Below are 19,318 nucleotides of genomic sequence, written 5' to 3'. Positions count from 1 at the left end.
TCATTTTCAATTACCACTTGGCACCGCATCCGTAAAAAGAATTGGAGTTGAAATTGAAATTCAATGTCTCAGATAGTAAATTAACACGCTGATTATAAAGAAACGATAAACATCAAAATAGCTAATTTTTTGTCCGTCTCTATAATAATCGGATTCCCCCCCTCTCTTAACCTATATATGTCCAGATACAAAGTCGATATATTCGTTATTAGGGATCGTCTAAACCTCGTTTTCTCTCCTATTTATATCGTTTCTTCAACTGTTCGATAAATTTAGTACCAATTCCATGTAAAAATCAATATCACGCAATTTCAAAAAATGATAAACTTCCCGCTTTCACTTAGGATGTAAATTATGCCAATAATATAATACGCCAAATTAGATCAAAATTCCTCCTTTTTATATTGTAAAGTAGGAAATTAGTCACTTGTCATTCAAAGAGCGCTCCCATGTTAAAGACGGGGAACATCCAACCAAGGATACTCTCTACCTCTTAGTCAGACGCGAACGCGTATGTTTACGTATAAATGCTCGAATTAGGCGCATTTCCTTACGGGCAGTTTCCTTCAGTTCCTCTACTTCCTGTGAACTGCCTACAGCTTCACCGTTCTTTAAAACATAGTTCGCATGGCCGACTTCATCAAATGCACCTAAAAAATAGCTACCTGTATAGCGTCTGAGAGCGTGAGCGCCCGCTTCTTATCGATTTTCCAACTTCTGAGGTGATCTTGAAGCTGGCTGGAACGCTTGGCATCTGCTGCCCATGTTTCCTTTTCCCAAGCGTAAGCAAAAATAGATTCCTCCGGCTCGCCCAAGCGGCTTAACAGCTCTATACGAAGCAGCTGGCTTCGCTGCATCGTCTTTTCAAATTTCTTGATTCCTCTCCCGTTCGGGCATGGTATCCATGAAGATTCTTTAGCCACAATAACGCTATATTCAGCTACTAACTCTTGATTTGAAAGGTCCTTTATTCTCTTCACCCTCATTGCTCTAGCTCCCTTCTCGGTGACTGCCAAACTAGTGTAAGTGCCGCAGAATCAGAACAGTACGCCGCTCTGGTTTTCTCTGCTATATGTTCGCGGTTCATGCCTGGTATGCCGCTCGCCCCGAAAGTCGTCTGTACTGCTATACAGTCGACTTTCTTTCTGGTTTCAGCCGCTGAAAAACATTTAACGTTTGGTCCAACTGTACACTCTTGCTAATGACGAGTGTGTGTTGAATCCCATAGCGCCCGACCAGCTCATGTAGTTCTTGGCGCTCTCGCTCCATCTTTTGTATTAGCTCTACATTATTCATGCAACGACCACCTTTCTAAAGGGATTCAAGGCCGCTCGGGTAGCCTCTACTTTGTCAGACCAAGCTGGTTATACATCTCGGTTTCTGCATCCTCATGCTGCTCGTAATAGCTGCTCTGCCGATCAAACTCTACATACTCGCCATGTGACCAGCTCATAATGGCTTCCCGCCCCATGTAATATCTTATATCGGCTGATCTGCTTGTACTCTGTGGATCTGCCATGCCGTATGAGTTGGCTAGTTTTTATAAGGCTATAGAACGGTGTAAACATCTTACCATTCAACCACTTGGACTTTTTGTTCCACATGATATTAAACCCTATGTAAAAGGAGTAATTAACAAGAATATTGAGTTCGTTGAGAACTCCCACGATTTATTTCATTCGTATGACAACCATATATTCACTAACTTGTTAAATGCACATATTGAGTAAATTTACTCAGGCAGTAATATGGTAAAACTACAAAACAGGAAGGCAACTGTTATTATTCAGTCGCCTTCCTGTTATTGGTTGAAGATAATAGGGCCAGCTTAATGATTTCCAATTCGTAAAGCCAATAACTTGATCTTCACTCGGAATTGAATCAAACTATGGGTATAATTATACATTTTTTATTCATCCAAGAACTAACAATATTCGACAAGTGTTTAAATGTATAATATTTTTGATAGAATCACAAGTGTTGTGTAAAAATCAATAAGATGCTACCCGCGTATGTCTTTAATTAATAATAAGTTCTGTATTTTTCTACGCAAAAAAACCTGTCATTTCGTCAGGTTGAATAATCATCAAATGTGCAGCGCCAAAAATATGGAGCGCCTCATTTCTGTTAAAGAAGTCCAGGAGGATATCCTGCCGACTCCAAACCTATTCTGGGCGGTTGTTCCCTGAGAGGTCACTGCACAATTATATATACGTCTATTAAGGGTAATTCCTTCTAATACGGTTCCAATTACCACAAATACTTGTCTTTCTAAGCTCCACATTAGACTCAGAGGTTAACTGGTACTACGGTATTTTAGCATGTTGCTCAAAAGTGGTAAAAGCCTATTTATTGAACTAACGTTCCTCGTTAGCTTAATTCCGAAAATCCCTCGGGCAGACCGAGAGGCGATAGCCCCAATGTTTGAATATAGTGTTATCTGATGGATACGCCATCTAGGAAACACTAACATTTCTTTTACTTAATTTCTTAAAAACCGAGTATTCCTTATTGGACTTAATAAAACTTAATATCTTTTCGGCACATTCTTTTGGATTCATCTCTTCAGTATTTATTTCGAGGTCATATTCATCAAAACAATATATTTTGCTAAACTGTGAAGCTACTAGTCCAATCTGTCTATCTCCTCTTGTTTGCTCTCTTTTTATGAGTTCTTCTTCTGAGCATATTACACCTATAAATAACGTAGGCTGATCGAAAAATTGATCAAGAAACTCATTAAACCTCTTGTCATTGTCGATTATGGTATCAGCTATTACATTAAAACCCAATTCTAATAACAATTTAATTGTCGAATGGTACACTGATAATATGGAATCATCAAGTATTTGTGAGACAACTTGATGATCTATTTCTTTTGGAGGATCATCTGGAAATTTATTATTAATAAAATCATAGTAATTATTAAAAAAATCATCAATTGATAAATGATAAAAAAGGATCTCTTTCTGATTTATCAGTTCAGTCGATATGGAGGTCTTTCCGGAACTTGAAGTTCCATTTAGAAAAACTAATATCCCTTGCTTCAATTTAATCATCCCTTCAAAAAATAATTATTTCGTATCTTTCAGATAACGTGATATTCACAAAGTTCATTAAATTATCCAATTCAGAGAATATTCGAGAAACGGTTGAACTATCCTGTCAGTTAGTTCAATAAAAAGAACGCTCCCGCGCCTTTGCTTGGGCTACGTCCTCCTCATTATATTCCATTTACAATCACCTGAATGCCAGGAACGTAGAGCGCCTTGGCCGGGGTGCTCTCGCCCGGCCATAGCGGTCTAGTTATCCGGCATGAATAGCGGTCCAGCGGCACGTACTGGCTCTAAGGAGAACGCTCATGCCGCATTAGAGCCAGTAGCATGAGCCAGTCTCCCCACTCTTGTCCTGCTCGCTCCCTTACTTGCCGATCGGGAAGCCCACCACTTTCTACAGGTATCGTAGCTGGTTCAAACCAGCCTTTAGGGTTACAACCAGCTCATTAAAAAAGGGCGCTCCCCGATTCCTCCAGAAACACCTTTCTAAACAATGACCTTTTCCGAGATACTTTCCTATACGAATTATGCTTTTTTAGTAAACTTACACACAAACATTGTATAATAATTGTATAACTGTAAATTCGGCGAGAGGAAAGAACGATGCTAAAAAATCCTTATTATTTAACTTTTGTTCTTTTGGTATGGCTCATAGCTAGTCTAGTTTTGCGAATTTCATATAATTATCCGAATGCTCTTTATAACTGGTTATTAGCATTATTAATAATCCGTTTAATTGTACGTGCTATTCATGCAACATATCAGAAAAATGGGATGATCAATAGGATAACTGATTGGGTTGTAGAATTATTTATGCTTCTCATTTCATCCGGAGTTATCATATCCATATTTTCAACTAAGGACTTTTCATGGTCAGATCAATTAATTTTTCTGCTTGCGGAGCTAAATTTACTTATTGGTGTGTGCGTGAATATTTTTGAAATCAGAAGAAAAGGACAGAATTAGATCATATGTTTATTGATGCATAAAAGAAAAATTTGTATTCGTGTAGTATAGTTGAATTGAAAAAGAAGGTGATACCAATGACGACTTTTGCTCTTGTATTATTTATTGCAGCTGTGATTCAATTTGTTCTGGATAAAATTATCAGCAAAACAGAACAGATGAGAAGATATCAGACACGGATGGTTTTATCCCATACAGGTGGTTCATTGTGATTGGGGGTATTGTGGTAATTTTGTCAGTTCTTTTTGTTAAAGAACCTTATAAATATGTTTGGATTGGCGTATTACTTATTCTAGTGTTCGGTGTTCGATCTATCTTCCAATGGAAATATATTCGAAGTTCACAAAAACATATTATTTCACTATTGATGATGGCCATATCTGTAGTTGGTACAATTGTTTACGTTTTAATTTAACAAAAAAACCGCACAATTTGGTCATACCCCTGTCAAGTAGACAGAACTAAAAAGACATCTTTAAGCAGCAACCGTTTCTCGGTATTCAATCGGGGAACGGTTGTTTAATTTTTTTTGAAATCTATTTTCATTATATAATGAAATGTACTCCCGTACGTGTTGTTCTACCTCCGCTAGGGTTCCAGGTTTCGTTAAATAAATCTTCTCTGTTTTAAGATGGGAAAAGAAGGATTCTATACAGGCATTGTCTAGGAAATTTCCACGCCTTGAATGGCTCCCAAGCATTCCAAGCCGCTTAAGTTTGCGGTTAAGCGGCTTGGAGGTATACTGAAACCCCTGATCTGAATGGAGAATGACACCCTCCATGATCATGTTTTTACTTAGAACGTCTAGCGTCTCGCTAACTAGAGCAAGGTCATTTCGTTCCGAAAGACGCCAAGCCACGATTTCATTGTTAAACAGATCTTGAATGACAGAGAGATATACAAACCGCTCTCCAGCTCGTATGTATGTAATATCGGTAACCAGCTTGGATAAAGGAGAATCTGCCTGAAATTGTCGATCTAATCGGTTGGCATTTGCCACAGATGCCTGTTTGCCGAAAAAGCGCCGCATCTTTCGAATGAGGGAACGGATTCCCAATTTCTTCATTAGGCGGTACACCTTTTTGCGATTGACCAAGATACCTTCTCTACGTAAAGCAAAGTTCATACGCAGATAACCAAAATAGGGGTGAATCCGCATACCCATCAACTTAAGAAATTAATTGTTCCCCAAAACGAAAAAAATGAACTAAATTCCCATGGACACCTATGAAAAGATGAAATTTTCGTTTTGGGGGCAACCTGTTCTGTTAGGTTGATGGGCATGGGGTACCGCTCAACATTTTAACGAAAATATACACTAAGCAAATTTCAGCATAAAGTAAGCCACTTTTTCTTAAAATTGTTTCTTCCCTTTCTCGGCGAAAACCAGCAATAATCCAAACAAATAATAAATGATACTTACCGTAATAACACCATAAACAACCTTATCTTCAGGAAACTTATGTATGTTTAGAAAAGTTTTCTATTTTTTTTCATAATAAAAAATATAGAGTTTGAAAAGAAACCTTGTAAAATCAACTGATTATAGATATCCCTAATATAATTTTGATTATTTAGACAATGATAATCACTAGATCTGGGTGTGTGTTAAGCCAGTAAAAAGGAACACTTAGCCCATTGTCCCTAGCAATAATGAGACTTTTATAGTCAGTTGGATTTAATACTGTACTCAAAGCGGGTTGTAGCTTATCCAGTATTGTGATAATAATGATGTAATGATTGGCATAAAGCTCCTCCTAAATTATTACTATATGATAATTACCAAAATATCCATTTTTTTATAATAAAATAAGTATCGGAGCACTGGTTCTGTTGCAAAATTTTCTACATGAAGCTACACTCTAGAAAACAGGATCTAGGAGAATCAGACATGAGATATTTTAAAGGAAAACAATTCAAGTAAGATATTATTTTAGTAGCTGTCGGCTACTACTGCCGTTTTTCTTTAGGTTATCGTGATGTATCTGAAATCCTGAAAGAACGTGGTATTTCAGTGCACCCAACAACCATCATGCGATGGATTCATGAATATGGCAATCCCATCTATCAAATTTGGAAAGTAAAAAATAAATCTGCACGCTTATGAAACCATTCATGCCCTATATAAACAAAGGCGAAGTCTTCAAAGAGACTCCGCCTTTTCAACGTGCAATGAACTTCAACAATTACTAGCTACTTCCTAAACATTGTTCTTCATTTACCAACCTGTTTATGCTTTTTTCAAACTTTGCAACAGTAACCATCATCATGTTCATGGAACTTTAGGTTATTTAAGTCCAGTTGAGTTCAGAAAACGAGCCCTTAAAAAAGCAGTCTGAATTTGTGTTGACAATCCACACCTCCATCAATACTATCAAAAGAACCTTTATACTGTTACAGCTTGAGAAATCCATTGAGCAGTTAATTCAGGAGATTCAACAGGAAACTGATGACCGTACTGAATACGTGTAATATCCAAGTGTTCAAACTGCTTTGGGACATGATGATCTTTGTCCAAAGCTCCCCATAGTATCTTAATTTTCCTCTTATCCCATGTCTCGGGATTTAACTGAATGGATTTTGATATAGTTAAGCAAGACATGACCGTAGCGTTAGTTTTGCGTATACGGGGGGATTTTAAATCACGGACCACAGAATGAGCGTAATTACTCAATAACTGACTGGATGTTCTGAAGCTATTGGCTTGAAGTAGCTCTTTTTCCAAACGGGCGGGCTCCATATATTTTAGAACGAAACTTGTAATACGTCGAAATCTATATTTAGGTTGGATAGGATGCAGTACTGGCTGCAATAAAATGAGTTGTTTGATCAGTGAGGGCAGCCGTTCCATCACTTGAGCCGCAATCAATCCGCCAAATGAATGCCCCACTAATATAACGGGTCTGTTCAACTCAGTGATCATAGTGGAAATGCTCTCTACATAGCCTTCTAGCACAGAAGGATTATGGTGATAAGGGGTACGCCCAAATCCAGGTAAATCTACGAACCAAGTATTTAAACTGCTTAAAAATTGTGAGAGGGGCAAAAGGGCATCGGCATTGCTGAACGTCCCATGAAGAAAAATAATAGGCGTTTCATTCCTATCTTTCTCTAGCGAAACTAAGTTAGCCCTTCTTCGTTGACTAAAATCTTTCTGCTCATTTTGATTCAGGCCTAAATGATTTAACCGATAATCCAAATCACTAATGATAAAAGGGAGCGTGGACGGAACTACGAATGAATTTCTGCCGTTCCTTTGTTCTATTTCTAATTTACTGTAAACAGGGAATTCCGACTTAACAAGAAAACTCATGGATTCTTTAGGAATACCAAGCATCTTACCAGCACCCATTCTAAGCACAGTTTTCAATAACGGAAGCGGTATAGTTCCTAACGGCTTTGTTGTCTGCAATTCGTGTGCCATGAGTTTGATGAAAGTTCGGATCGACGGACTCTCTTGCTTAGAATCTAAAAGATAGTAGGTATTGCTTGATAACCCTTCTGTATTAGCAAGTTTTGAAATAAACGAAGCCACATGATCAATATGAACCATTGGTAACCAATAATCGTCGCCGCCTGGAACAAGCGACATAAGATTTCGCCTTACGGCATCGACTAAGATACTAAGGCCTCCAATCTGTTCTGTTTTCCCTGAGAAGGAGTCTCCGACGATTACACTAGGATTAACAGTAGATAAGGGAATGCTCATGTTATGAAGAGATTTTCGTATATAAGAGTCGGCTAAAAACTTCATTTTTTCATAAGGCGGTTGATTGTCCAGCAAATGATCTAGATCCAACAATGCATTTTGTTCATGATAGGGACTCATAAAGCCTACGACATGGATAAAATGCTTTAATTCTTTTGCAGCGTGGATATCCTGTGCTAGCCGAGCAAGGGATTTTGCAGGGGCGAGGAAAGACTGCTCAGCTTCACTGAGGTTCAACTCAATATTCATTGGACCTCCTGCATGAATAATTAGATCAGTTGCAAGTAATTGCTTGTAGCTGTCATCACTTAAACCTAATCGAGGCTGTGTTAGATCACCGATAACAGGAACAATGTTGTTCTGTTGATCGGGTGCCAGTTGATTGATGATGGTAAGAAGACGATTTTTTTGACGTACAAGTGCATAAATCTGATGCTGAGAAGCTAACTCAGCGATTAAATGACGTCCAATATAACCAGTTCCGCCGGTCATGAAGATATTCATAATAAAAACACTCCTTTATTATTTTATAGTACTAACTAGTACTAATATATCTAAAAATATTACTTTAGCATGGAAGCTAAAGCAGGAAATAAATTTTTGATCATATCTTGGTTGTTAGAAGCTTGAGCCAAGAAGAGAGCACCCTCAATAGAGGAGACAATCAACATAGCTGTTTGTTTAACGGGCAGCTCTTCCTTTAGTTCTTGTCGTGCAATCCCTTGGGCTAAAATCAATTCAACACCATGCAGCTGTTTTTCAAAAAAACTCTTGATTCTATCTCTAATTTCAACCGCGTCAATAGGCGTCTGTGTATACAGAGTCAGGAAAGGACAACCGCCAAGGTAGTTATTTTGTTCAATAGTATCGCTTAAAATGTGGAGTACCGCTTCTAATTTCTCCTGAACGGTGAGCTCAGTTTGAGACACAATATAATTAATTCGCTGCTCGTAATGTGCTATCAACTGATTAACAATAGCGAGCAGCAGCTCCTCCTTGCTCTTAAAATAATAATAAATGTTCGTTTTTGAAACTTTGCTACGTGCGACTATGTCGTCCATGCTTGTTGCCAGAAAACCTTTAGTAAGAAACAATGTAAAAGCGGATTGCAGAGCAATATCTTTATTACTAAGTGTATTTTTTTTCATATTAGTACTATACAGTACTACAAGTGGAGAGTCAAGGGAATGATTGATGAAATGCATACAAATATAAAAATCACTATGGAGGTATCAATACTCCTAAAGAATTCCCCATAGAAGTACGAGCCTGGATAAATACCCAATCCGAATATATTGTGATCGAACTAAAAATTAGGGGCTTCCAGTCAAGTGTCACTTTAGGAAATAGATTTGATATTTCAATTTTCCGGTTAACAGACATAACCGGAAAACCATTATTCAGAGTACAAAGGGCATCGCCAGCATTTTAGAAAAACCCCACGCTAAGCAAAGAATAAAATAAGTCAGCTCATTTACATAATTATCGTTAGCGGAAGTTATTGCAAACCCTTCTCTTTATTTAGAAAGGGACTTACATCATTACTTATGTACAGCAATATGTAGCATCACTTACTGCATCTTTAGGAATATACAATTTACCGTCTTTTATTTCATATGGAATGTTATTTCTTTTTAGTTTAGTTGTGTCAACACTATTAGCAGTATCACCCCACTGTACTAACTTACCGCTATATTCTTTTTGACAAGCTACTAACATTAGGAGAATAACAAAACAGAAAAATAGATTTCTAAAACGATGTTTCTCCATAATAACCCTCCTCCCCTACGTATTTTACCATTGAGAATAAACAATTTTTGTAAAAAATGGATGTATATCGTATTCATGCTTGGTTAACATAACGTATCATTATCAGTAGTAAAACAAAAAGCTCATTCCTCCTAGGGATAGCATCAATGTCCATCAAACTAATATTTTGAAGTCCCCAAAACGAAAACTTTATCTTGCCACAATTATTTATAACAATTCAGCTCATTTTTTTCGTTTAAGGGAACAATGAATTTCTTAAGTTGATGGGCATATATGGTGACCCATTAATCTGCCTTTCCTTTATGTAAATATGGGAATAATGAAATTACCCCAAGGATAGCTAAACAAGCTCCAATCCATAGCGGAGATACAAAACCATATCCTTTACTGATCCCAAGACCACCTAGTGACGAACCAATAACAATACCTAGCGTAATAAAAGAACTATGAACGGAATTTATCATTATTCCATTACTAGCTGTTTTCATCACCCTCGCAACCATAGCTGGATTCAATGCTACACCAGTTAAACCAATAAAAATCGTAGAAATAACTGCAATGTATTTATTCTCTGCACTTAAAGCAAATAAAGACAACGCTATGATTAATATAATTAATCCACCCATAAGTATTTTCATTGTAAATTTATCAGCGAACTTGCCAATTATTATATTCCCAATTACCGTCGCACTACCATAGAGAGCAAGTAAATATGGAATACTTGCACTTGAAAAGCCTGTGACATTTGTAAAGATAGGAGTGAAATAACTAAATGCTGCAAACGTACCACCAATAATGAACATACTTGTTACGTACGCTGCCCAAAGATGAATATTCTTAAATCGCAGAAGTTCGTCTTTCCAATTTAATTGCTCTTTATTTGAAGATGATGGTAACAACCGTTGAATCATAATCCCTGATACTAGCACAAAAACAGAAACAGCCCCAAAACTAATACGCCAGCCAAAATATTGCGAAATAACGGTTGTTATAGGTAAACCTAATACAGTTGCGAACATTAAACCTGCAAGTACAATTGATGCAGCTTTTCCCCTTGAATCAGAGTGAACCAATGTCGCAGAAAAGGAAATCGCAACTCCAAAAGCTGAAGCTGAAGCAATACCAGTTATAATACGTGAAATCATCATAATATCATAGTTCCAAGCAATAGCTCCGAGCGATTGACCAATTAAAAATACGAACATTAAAAACAATAATGCTTGTTTGCTGCGCATTCGTAAGAGGATTGCAGTTAAAATGGGGCCTCCTATTACCATTGCTCCTGCATAAGCTGAAATTAAATACCCAATAGATGATACAGAAACCTGGAATGCAAGAGCAAGTTCATTCATCATACCTGCAACCATAAATTCTGATGTAGTCATACAAAAGATTGCTAAAGCTAATAAATAAATAATCGATGGCATAAAAACACTCCTAATTCATTATTGTAATAATCGGTACAAAAATAGTGCGCAAAAAGAGCGCACTAAGCGCCAAAAATAGACTCCATTGTTCCTTTGATAACTTGTTCAGCTAACATCCGATTTTGCATCGATACATTAAGAACACGGAATCCGTAATAACTGCTTAAAAGCAGACTAGCTAATTCCTCAGCTGATTGCTTCTTTGAAATTTCACCTGTTTGCAATCCTTCCTCCATCACTGTTTCAATAGCTTGTTTAAGAAGTTCAACATGCTTCGAGAAAATTTCTTGTACCATTAAATCGTTTTTAGCACGTTCTACACTGGCATTAATCAATAAACATCCTTTTTGATCAATATTTTCAAAGTCTTCTTTCAATGCCCATTCAAAAAAATTACTTAATCGTTCTTTAACTGGAATTGGAGTATCTAACAATTTCTTTTGTTCCCTAATCCCAATTTCATGGTAGCGTTCTAATACTTGTTTATACAGTTCATGTTTACTACCGAAAGTATTGTATAAACTTCCTTTTCCAAGTCCTGTATCACTGCATAAATCTTGTGTAGAACACCCCTCATATCCTCTTAACCAAAATGTTTTCATTGCAACATCTACAATTGAGGAATAATCAAACTCTCGGGGTCTGCCGCGTTTATTCAATCGTATCCTCCTCTTATTTTAAAGATAACATTAATAGAATACTCTTTTTTGTACCGCGCGGTCAATAATTTTGTTTTATTGTTACTGTAAAATAAAATTTGATTATTTTAGATTACGAATAATTAAAAATAGCTCCCTTATTCAAATACAAGTCTTATTTGAATTAACAATTTCATCAATCTTTATTATTAATTATCAAACTTTGTTATAAATGATCAATCTATTTTACAAAGCCACAAAAAGACAAAATATAAATTGTTTAATCATTTGTTTTTCTACGTTTCCATAGGAAAAGTCGGGGAGCGAAACTCAGCCAAGGATAAATCGTTGGTCTAATTGGGGTTACCATACATCGCTATCAATCTAACGTAAATTTGTATCCATATAATCAAAAAAACGCTATTCTTTTTGTAGAAAAATACAGAAAGGATGGCGTTTTGTATGACTCTATCGATTCAAGATGAGTTTCATTTATTCGCTGAAGAATTACAGCGATATCTATCCCCAAGTATCCTTCAACAGCTCGCACAGGAGACGGGTTTCGTAAAACGTAAAAGTAAATATGGCGCACGAGATTTGGCCGCTTTATGTATTTGGATTAGTCAACACGTAGCAAGCGATTCTCTTACTCGATTATGTAGTCAGCTTTATACAAATACAGCTACACTCATGAGCCCAGAAGGACTGAATCAACGCTTTAATTCAGCAGCTGTCGCATTTCTTCGAGAAGTGTTTACTTCCCTTCTCACACAAAAACTCTGTTCAAATCACTCACTTTCTGCACATATAATCTCTACTTTCAATCGTATGCGTATTCTTGATGCAACAGTGTTTCAACTACCTGATCAATTCGCTACTGACTATCAAGGTTCAGGTGGGAGTAGTAATAAGGCAGGCGTGAAAATCCAATTGGAATATGATTTACTTAGTGGTCAATTTCTTAACGTGCAGCTTGGACCGGGAAAGAATAATGATAAAACATATGGTACCATTTGCCTTGAAACCGTAGAAGCAGGCGATTTGTGTTTACGTGATCTTGGTTACTTCGATTTAGGAGACTTACAAACCATTCATGATAAAGAGGCTTACTATATCTCTCGGTTGAAGCTGAATACACGCATTTATACCAAGAACCCTGAACCAGAATACTTCAACAATGGTACGTTAAAAAAGCAGACAGAATACATCCAGCTTGATATGACACAAATGATGTCTGATCTAATCCCTGGTGAAACGATAGAAATCCCTAAGGCATACATTGGCCAAAATCAGAAACTTCCAGCACGTGTTATTATCCATCGTTTAACCGATGATCAAACGCAAACACGTCTGGAAAACCAAGCGATACGTGAAAAGAAGAAAGGCATTGTCATGAAGGATAAAAGTAAACGTTTAATGGGCATGAATGTATATATCACGAACACGTCGCTAGAAGAAGTACCGACGAACTACGTGCATCCATTATATTCACTTCGTTGGCAGATTGAAATTTTGTTTAAAACGTGGAAGTCACTCTTTGAAATTGATGAATGTCAAAATATAAAAAGAGAACGCCTAGAGTGCCATTTATATGGACAACTCATCGGCATTCTCCTCTGTTCTTCTACGATGTTTCAAATGCGTCAGTTTCTGCTTGAAAAGAAAAAGCAGGAGCTGAGTGAATACAAAGCGATTTATATGATTAAAGATTACTTTCCATTACTGTTTCAAGCGATAGCCGTTGGCACAGAAGAACTTTTAAAAATTCTGCATCGCCTTTATCAGCTGCTCAAAAAGAACGGTCGTAAATGTCATAGGTATAAGAAGGTGACCGTCTTTGATATTCTAGGGATTGTGTATAAAACGACGGTGAAGCATAGAAAAGTTGCCTAGCGAAAAAATCACGTTTTAATAGGCTTCTTTAGCATGCCTACCTTTCTATAAATTACTAGATATGAAACAAGGATCGTTTCATATCTAGTAATTTACTTGGTTAGCTTGATGGGTATGGGGTACCGCCAACAAAACGCGGAAAACGTACGCTAAGCGAAAAATTATTTAAACAAGCCGGGAATTCCGTACGCTAAGGAAATCCGGCTTGTTTTGTGTAAGCACTAAGGGAGATCGACTTTTAAATCGAATTTCTTCTTTGCTTCCGCGCCGGTCGAGCCGTAGGCGCTATTTGTTTTTATTGGACGAAGCGAAGGCCAATGGACAATTCACCTCCTTTGATCCCAATTACCGCGGAGACCTTTGGAAAGACAGGCAGGAGGAATTTATCACACTATCCAGAAGAGGAATTAAACATCATTACAGGGTTGGTTGACCGCGATGCTTCATTGGATCTTTTGCATGGGTTGGGAGCCAAGACGGTGGCAGTTACCTTGGGGAAAGAAGGAACCCTCATCTCAAGTGGTGCCTCCCGTTCGTTAATCGGCAGTATTGCTGTCAAATCGATCGACTCTACTGGTGCCGGCGATGCCTTCGTCGGAGCAATGCTGTATCAAATCAGCCAGCTGAGTCAGCCTAAGGCATTTACCTCCAACGCAAAGCAGCAGCAGGAATTTGTGACACTTGCCAATCAAGTCGGCGCCATCGTGTGCACTAAAGTTTGAGCGATTGCAGCCTTGCCGTCGTTGGAAGAAGTTAATCGTTTCGTAGCACAAGGTTGAATCAAGGAATGGAGCGTAAAAACAGCAAAAGGTGTCAGACGATCCCTAAGGTCGCTGGACACCTTTTTATGTAGAGGTCCGTCATTCATTGGAAAGATGCTACTGATCAGGGCCCTTCCAATGAATGACGGAAAGCTTGGTGAAAATTTAAACTTATTATTTATGATGCGCACCCCTGTTACTCTCGATTAATAAAATGAAGCGAGAGGATCGCGTCCTTATAATTGATAGGTCGATGAAAATGACTGAATGAAGGTAAGAATATATATAATCACTTTACAAATGAAAACTTTTATATCGCAAATGAAAGAAAAAATTATTCGCGAAGTACCAAAGATTGTGCAACCAAGCCTATACAAATAGAGTGGTTGCAGTAAGTCAATTTACACTTAGCCTGATTATTTTCTGATTTTGCTGATGAAAAACGGATATTCAGGGAGCACTTCGTATACATTTTTTTGCGCAATATGATATTTAGTATTACTTATGTATTCCTCTAACATTTCAACGGGTGTATATTTTAAACTTGCCATAAACATCAAATATCCCCCATGCTTGATTAAACTAAAACACGAATCCAAGCATTTCTTGAAGTCCCCTGTTTCATTAATAGCGGACCCAATTAGGGTTACAATATCAAAGGTTTCTTGTGGTNCCAACATTACATACTTGGATTTCATCAAACATATCGAATGTCTTCTTTACGTAATCCCTTGTCACCAACTGTGTGTGAATGCACTGTGGAGAAGAGTTCCATTCTCCCGCATCCGGACCTTTGAGTTCCAGATAATATTGCAGTAATTTCTCATCATTCATATTCATTGATAATGCCCCCATCATTAAGTTATGTTTGGTTTGTTCAATTCGATTAAATACAAACAAAAATTGCTCTTCCGACTTTATGCCTTTCCCACTTGATATTTTGCTTACAATGTATTCTTCACCCCATATATAGAAGGTATCGTCTTCAATCATAACCGTTTCTGCAAATTTCCTGCTCAAGCTTGGATTTTATAAGGTAGTATTGATTGGAAACTTTGTGTCGATGTACATTGAACCAAACAGGATTAAATATTCTGTCTCTGAAAATGGACCAAATAATTAAAAAAAGTTTGTGTCGCTGTGCAGCGACACAAACTAAATCCATAGAGATACAAATATCATTATTTAACTTTTCTTAATCATTCATCTTTATGTTTTAGTTTCACTTTAACATCATTAAAAAAAGCCGTTGTATCCCATACATTGAGACCAAAGTATCTTTCTTTATAAGTTTGATCTTTTGTGCCGATAACTAATTTATTGTTCAAATAAACCTTAGTGATATTGCCTTGCGCTTCTACTTTGAGATGATAATCTGTATTTGGCTGTAAATCCAGTTTTCCATCATTGTTATATGTCGCAATTTCATATCCGATCCCATCAACAAATTTAATTAATTTTACAACATTATTTTATGTGTCTCTATTAAAGCAACTTCAAGAGTATTTCCTCGATGTCGGCAGGATTAGTTGCGTTTTGAAAACGTTTAACGAATTTTTCTTCTTGAAACAAACTTGTTAAGTTCTTTAAAAATGAGATGTGCATCTTAGGATTTTTTACTACAAGTACCATCACGATTTCTGCGTTGACAGTTACATCAGATCCCCCCATATCCTCGAACTCTATGCTATTATCTAAAACTGCAACGGCAATAGCAGTTTCGTTAACGAATTCTTTATTTGTATGTGGAATTGCTATACCAATTGTCCCCATGTTGATTCCGGTCGGATATTCGATTTCACGTTGAAGCAATGATTCTGTATATCCTTTTTTGGCATAATTTTCCTCTTCTATCTTTTTACCAAAGCTTTTAATAAGCTCTTCCCTCGAATCGTAACGTGCGTGCAGTTGAATTAAATCCTGATCAAACACGAGTCCATTTATCGTTTTTGCGCTCATAATAATTACTCCCTTTTATAAAAATCGGAAAACATAGATATCTTTTTATTAATCTGCACCATATTTTTTGATGATACTATGGAATCTGGGTAGGAATAGCAGTGTTTTCGTTCCTTACGCCTTAATCCGTTAAAGGAGGTGAATGGAAATGACCGTAGCTTCCGATGTTAAAACGTGTGTTGCTTCATTAAAAAGCGCTCAGGCTAGTTTAGAGCAATTCGCTTTGAGCACCCAAAATCAAGAGGCAAAAACTCTTTTTACAAACGCGGCTGAGCAAACACAACAAATTGTGCAGCAAGTCGAAGGCCGAGTACAGCAGTTAGAGAATGAAGAACCACAATACAAAGGTTTCTAAGAACGAGGAAACAAAAACAGCCATGTTCATAGAAGCATGGCTGTTCTTCTGTCCTAAAAAAACATGAAGTGGGTGAAACAATCGTTGAAATATGAAGAGAAATAGGTTACACATCTTAGCAATAACAAAACGAAGTAACCGGACTCCAGTATCGCCCATAAAGCCTATGAGAATCACCGGAATTCCAGTAGGTACAACCGGAAACAGTTCGCCGAAGAGAGACGGGCTGAAGGCGAAACGCCGGTCTGTTTCGAAAACGATCTACCGCTGGCTGTATGAGGAGTGCTTGGCTTGACAATCCGTCATAGAGTTTTCTTGTAATTTTTCTATCCTCAAACTACAGCGATAACTTCCTCCATTTATTAAGGGAATATATTTTTAGCAACTCTTTCCTGTATTATTGTTAAAAGTTCTAGTGGTTCTTGCGCATTCATGGGTACACTTATTAGCATAAACACTCATAAGGCCATTTTAGTCCATTTTCTATTCCTCATTAAAACTCTCCTCGCTTTAACAATTAATGAAATCTCTAATACTGTTTTAGTTTTTTACTTTCCTTTTGAATCCATTCATTCCACCAACTTCAATTATGAATCGGGGCTATCTCAAAGGTCATCACAGATGACCCAGGACACCCCCTTGATTCCTATTTTATTCTTTAAGGCAGTTGATTTTAGAGCAAAATTGTTTTATCCCATCCCAACGCCCCCATATACAATGCTGACATTTTATCGGTTGCTTCGCTCTTTGAGGTTCGTATGGCGGAATCAAAAGTTTCATGTTAACTTCTCCTCTTCAAATTTCCAACAATTAGAATAACCACATTTGTACCTAATATGTATAAATTTTAAAAATAAATCCCAAAAAAGACATCAAAACCGCTTTTACATCTTTCGGCAGCCCTCATGCTGTTTGCTAACCTTATTCGGTTTATATGGTGTCATACCATATTTAGACAAGAAAATAATCTGCTCTCCTGCGTTATTCTTTGTTTCATCTGTTGGGGCTTTCAAGCCAGAATGGCTTGACCGAATGGCATTTTTATTTTTCGAGCCTATCGGACCCTTCTTTATTGAAATGCCTATTTGACGGGAAGAGACACATAGCCTGACCATGCCCCTTCCCTATTTCACGAAGATCGATCAACTTTAATTTACATTTTCTATCTCTCTTTTTCGAAAGGAAAATCGGCCCCAAAATCTCGAAGGCATGTCGTAAACCGTATTTGCGGCCGTACAAGCTACAACGTGACGGCTTGCGCGCAATGGATCGGTATATTTGGATCTTCGCGGCAGTGTCTCCTCTGTAAAACCCTTTTTCGTCAGTGCTTCGTCTAGCTCTTTCTTTGCCGCCTGTTTGGCTTTAAAAAGCATCATTTGTACCCTGCTGTATACGTTGATCGCCCCGTCGCCGGTCGTTTCAATCGGGAGAAAGATAGCATCAGGGTATCTTTCCGTGATCAACGATTGGACACCGTCCGATACGCCAGAAGACGGCATGCATCCGAAAGGCTTGACGGAGATCGTCATGTTGACTTTTCGTTTGACCACGTTCAGAATCAACTTGCCCACTTCCATGTGGCCTTCTCCGCCGCGCAGCTGGTTATTGTAATGGTCATTGGCAACGCGGGCGATTTCCTCCATGTCAGGCAAATGATAGCCGCGAAGACCGATCAATCTGGCATAGGTTTGAAAAATGACCCGAATCCCCTGGTCGGCAAGGGCCAACATGCGCAATCTTAACGCGGGATTCTTTCCTTTTAATCCTTGGCGTCCGGAATCCGCCTCCCGCAAGCTGATTCGCTTGCGGGTATCATAACGCCCAGCCCAAATGAGAAAGAGAATCCAGGCCGTAACCGATTGAATTTCAACTTCGGCTCCTTCATTTTCCAAAAATCGCTGCAGTTGATAGTTGCCGTCTCCCTCCGTCGACATCGCCCAAAACTCCCCGATAATGCTTACCTTCGGCCTTACTTTCGTCCGATCTACCCGGACGGCCTGCAGTTCCTTGCGGCATCGGATGAGCGCCAGAATCAATCGTTTTCTCTGAGTTAAAGCGTCATATAAAAACTGTTTGCAGCGAGTCAAAGCGGCATCGGTTGATCCTTCAACCACTTCATAGGGACGAATGCGGTATCCAAGCGCATTAAGAATGTCCCCCAGCAGGACGGCCTTCAGGAAGCTCACAAAAAACGAAGTATCCAATTTAAGCGCCGATTGGCCGCCGGTCGCCTGTTTTAAACCGTCCGTCTGTTGAAACAAGAGAACGCGAAAACTGTCAAATCCCGCATCGCGCAGCGCTTTGCGGTACTCCGTGACATAGGTGCCAAAACGGCAGGGACCACAGGATCCACTCGTTACGAACAGGTAATTGCCAATGATCTCTTCCTTCGATTTACCTTCTACGTCACGAAGATGATTCAAGTATTTGATCAAATTTCCAACGGTGAAATAAGTCGGATTGCATTGTCCACGGTTGCCGAATTCTTTGCCGAAACGCAGCGACTCGCTATCGGGGCAGTCCATATGCTTCACACGGTAGCCCAGCCCTGCCAAAGCGCCCTCCACCAAATAATCATGTACCATCGTCAGCCCGCCGAACAGAATCGTTGTGGTCGCTTTGTCTTTGGCCAAAAACCGGCGGGGAACCGGTTCAAACCACTGATGCTTCCCTGCCAGTCCAAGTGCCTGTTCCTGTTCTTCCTGAAACAGGCGGAGCTCGTCCTCAAGCTTCTTTTTCTCTGTTGCCATAATTCATTTCACTCCTCCTTATCACTTTGTGGGG

At 38.4% G+C, this 19,318-nt stretch carries 16 protein-coding genes and 2 pseudogenes; 7 read left to right on the top strand and 11 right to left on the bottom strand.

Annotation, left to right across the window (positions count from 1 at the left end; all coding sequences use genetic code 11):
* Positions 1 to 650 precede the first annotated feature (650 nt).
* From LCF57_RS08415 to LCF57_RS08405, 3 genes are all read right to left on the bottom strand, one after another.
* On the bottom strand, positions 651 to 986 hold the full coding sequence (locus LCF57_RS08415) for a hypothetical protein (RefSeq protein WP_226000282.1): 336 nt from the start codon (positions 984 to 986) through the stop codon (positions 651 to 653).
* A 139-nt stretch (positions 987 to 1,125) separates the two neighbouring features.
* Positions 1,126 to 1,296: an aspartyl-phosphate phosphatase Spo0E family protein gene (locus LCF57_RS08410; protein ID WP_226000281.1), complete on the bottom strand. Its 171-nt coding sequence runs from the start codon at positions 1,294 to 1,296 to the stop codon at positions 1,126 to 1,128.
* A gap of 1,160 nt (positions 1,297 to 2,456) precedes the next feature.
* A complete protein-coding gene (locus LCF57_RS08405) occupies positions 2,457 to 3,050 on the bottom strand; it encodes a chloramphenicol phosphotransferase CPT family protein (RefSeq protein ID WP_226000289.1) in 594 nt (197 codons plus the stop codon).
* Between the two features lie 609 nt (positions 3,051 to 3,659).
* Between LCF57_RS08405 and LCF57_RS08400 the strand changes: the two genes are divergently transcribed.
* From LCF57_RS08400 to LCF57_RS08395, 3 genes are all read left to right on the top strand, one after another.
* Entirely contained in the window at positions 3,660 to 4,022 is a 363-nt protein-coding gene (locus LCF57_RS08400; protein WP_226000280.1) for a hypothetical protein, read from the top strand.
* Positions 4,023 to 4,099: 77 nt separating this feature from the next.
* Positions 4,100 to 4,234, top strand: coding sequence for a hypothetical protein (locus LCF57_RS27535; RefSeq protein WP_264083543.1), 135 nt, complete (start codon positions 4,100 to 4,102; stop codon positions 4,232 to 4,234).
* Entirely contained in the window at positions 4,231 to 4,437 is a 207-nt protein-coding gene (locus LCF57_RS08395; RefSeq protein ID WP_318840639.1) for a DUF4181 domain-containing protein, read from the top strand. The genes LCF57_RS27535 and LCF57_RS08395 overlap by 4 nt, the downstream gene beginning before the upstream one ends.
* 60 nt (positions 4,438 to 4,497) lie before the next feature.
* On the opposite strand, the pseudogene LCF57_RS08390 reads toward LCF57_RS08395, so the two are convergent.
* Positions 4,498 to 5,178, bottom strand: a pseudogene (locus LCF57_RS08390) (IS3 family transposase); the annotation flags it as partial.
* Positions 5,179 to 5,949: 771 nt separating this feature from the next.
* Here LCF57_RS08390 and LCF57_RS08385 point away from each other — a divergent pair.
* Positions 5,950 to 6,120 (top strand): annotated as a pseudogene (locus LCF57_RS08385) (IS6 family transposase); the annotation flags it as partial.
* A gap of 288 nt (positions 6,121 to 6,408) precedes the next feature.
* Here the strand turns inward: LCF57_RS08385 and LCF57_RS08380 are convergent.
* The 5 genes from LCF57_RS08380 to LCF57_RS08360 all read right to left on the bottom strand — a co-directional run bounded on the left by LCF57_RS08380 (position 6,409) and on the right by LCF57_RS08360 (position 11,587).
* Complete coding sequence (locus LCF57_RS08380; RefSeq protein ID WP_028402270.1) at positions 6,409 to 8,235, bottom strand: alpha/beta fold hydrolase; 1,827 nt, start codon at positions 8,233 to 8,235, stop codon at positions 6,409 to 6,411.
* 59 nt (positions 8,236 to 8,294) lie between these two features.
* The gene (locus LCF57_RS08375; protein WP_028402269.1) at positions 8,295 to 8,879 is read right to left on the bottom strand and encodes a TetR/AcrR family transcriptional regulator; all 585 of its coding nucleotides are present in this window, start codon (positions 8,877 to 8,879) and stop codon (positions 8,295 to 8,297) included.
* Positions 8,880 to 9,276: 397 nt separating this feature from the next.
* Entirely contained in the window at positions 9,277 to 9,501 is a 225-nt protein-coding gene (locus LCF57_RS08370; RefSeq protein ID WP_028402268.1) for a hypothetical protein, read from the bottom strand.
* A 284-nt stretch (positions 9,502 to 9,785) separates the two neighbouring features.
* A complete protein-coding gene (locus LCF57_RS08365) occupies positions 9,786 to 10,928 on the bottom strand; it encodes an MFS transporter (protein WP_226000278.1) in 1,143 nt (380 codons plus the stop codon).
* A 62-nt stretch (positions 10,929 to 10,990) separates the two neighbouring features.
* Positions 10,991 to 11,587, bottom strand: coding sequence for a TetR/AcrR family transcriptional regulator (locus LCF57_RS08360; protein ID WP_002146979.1), 597 nt, complete (start codon positions 11,585 to 11,587; stop codon positions 10,991 to 10,993).
* Positions 11,588 to 12,028: 441 nt separating this feature from the next.
* On the opposite strand from LCF57_RS08360, the gene LCF57_RS08355 reads away from it, so the two are divergent.
* Positions 12,029 to 13,459: an IS4 family transposase gene (locus LCF57_RS08355; RefSeq protein WP_226000277.1), complete on the top strand. Its 1,431-nt coding sequence runs from the start codon at positions 12,029 to 12,031 to the stop codon at positions 13,457 to 13,459.
* A gap of 317 nt (positions 13,460 to 13,776) precedes the next feature.
* Positions 13,777 to 14,181, top strand: a complete 405-nt coding sequence (locus LCF57_RS08350; protein WP_226000276.1) for a PfkB family carbohydrate kinase — start codon at positions 13,777 to 13,779, stop codon at positions 14,179 to 14,181.
* A gap of 1,524 nt (positions 14,182 to 15,705) precedes the next feature.
* On the opposite strand, the gene LCF57_RS08345 is transcribed toward LCF57_RS08350, so the two are convergent.
* Positions 15,706 to 16,179 carry a PTS sugar transporter subunit IIA gene (locus tag LCF57_RS08345; protein ID WP_226000275.1) on the bottom strand — a complete coding sequence of 158 codons (474 nt, stop codon included), beginning with the start codon at positions 16,177 to 16,179 and terminating at the stop codon, positions 15,706 to 15,708.
* A 148-nt stretch (positions 16,180 to 16,327) separates the two neighbouring features.
* On the opposite strand from LCF57_RS08345, the gene LCF57_RS08340 reads away from it, so the two are divergent.
* Positions 16,328 to 16,534, top strand: a complete 207-nt coding sequence (locus LCF57_RS08340) for a DUF1657 domain-containing protein (RefSeq protein WP_226000274.1) — start codon at positions 16,328 to 16,330, stop codon at positions 16,532 to 16,534.
* A 1,148-nt stretch (positions 16,535 to 17,682) separates the two neighbouring features.
* On the opposite strand, the gene LCF57_RS08335 is transcribed toward LCF57_RS08340, so the two are convergent.
* Positions 17,683 to 19,284, bottom strand: a complete 1,602-nt coding sequence (locus tag LCF57_RS08335; RefSeq protein ID WP_226000273.1) for a 2-hydroxyglutaryl-CoA dehydratase — start codon at positions 19,282 to 19,284, stop codon at positions 17,683 to 17,685.
* Positions 19,285 to 19,318 lie beyond the last annotated feature (34 nt).

Origin of the sequence: Paenibacillus sp. BJ-4, from assembly GCF_020404765.1 — a bacterium.
GTDB lineage: Bacteria > Bacillota > Bacilli > Paenibacillales > Paenibacillaceae > Paenibacillus.
This window is presented reverse-complemented; position numbering and strand designations above follow the sequence as displayed.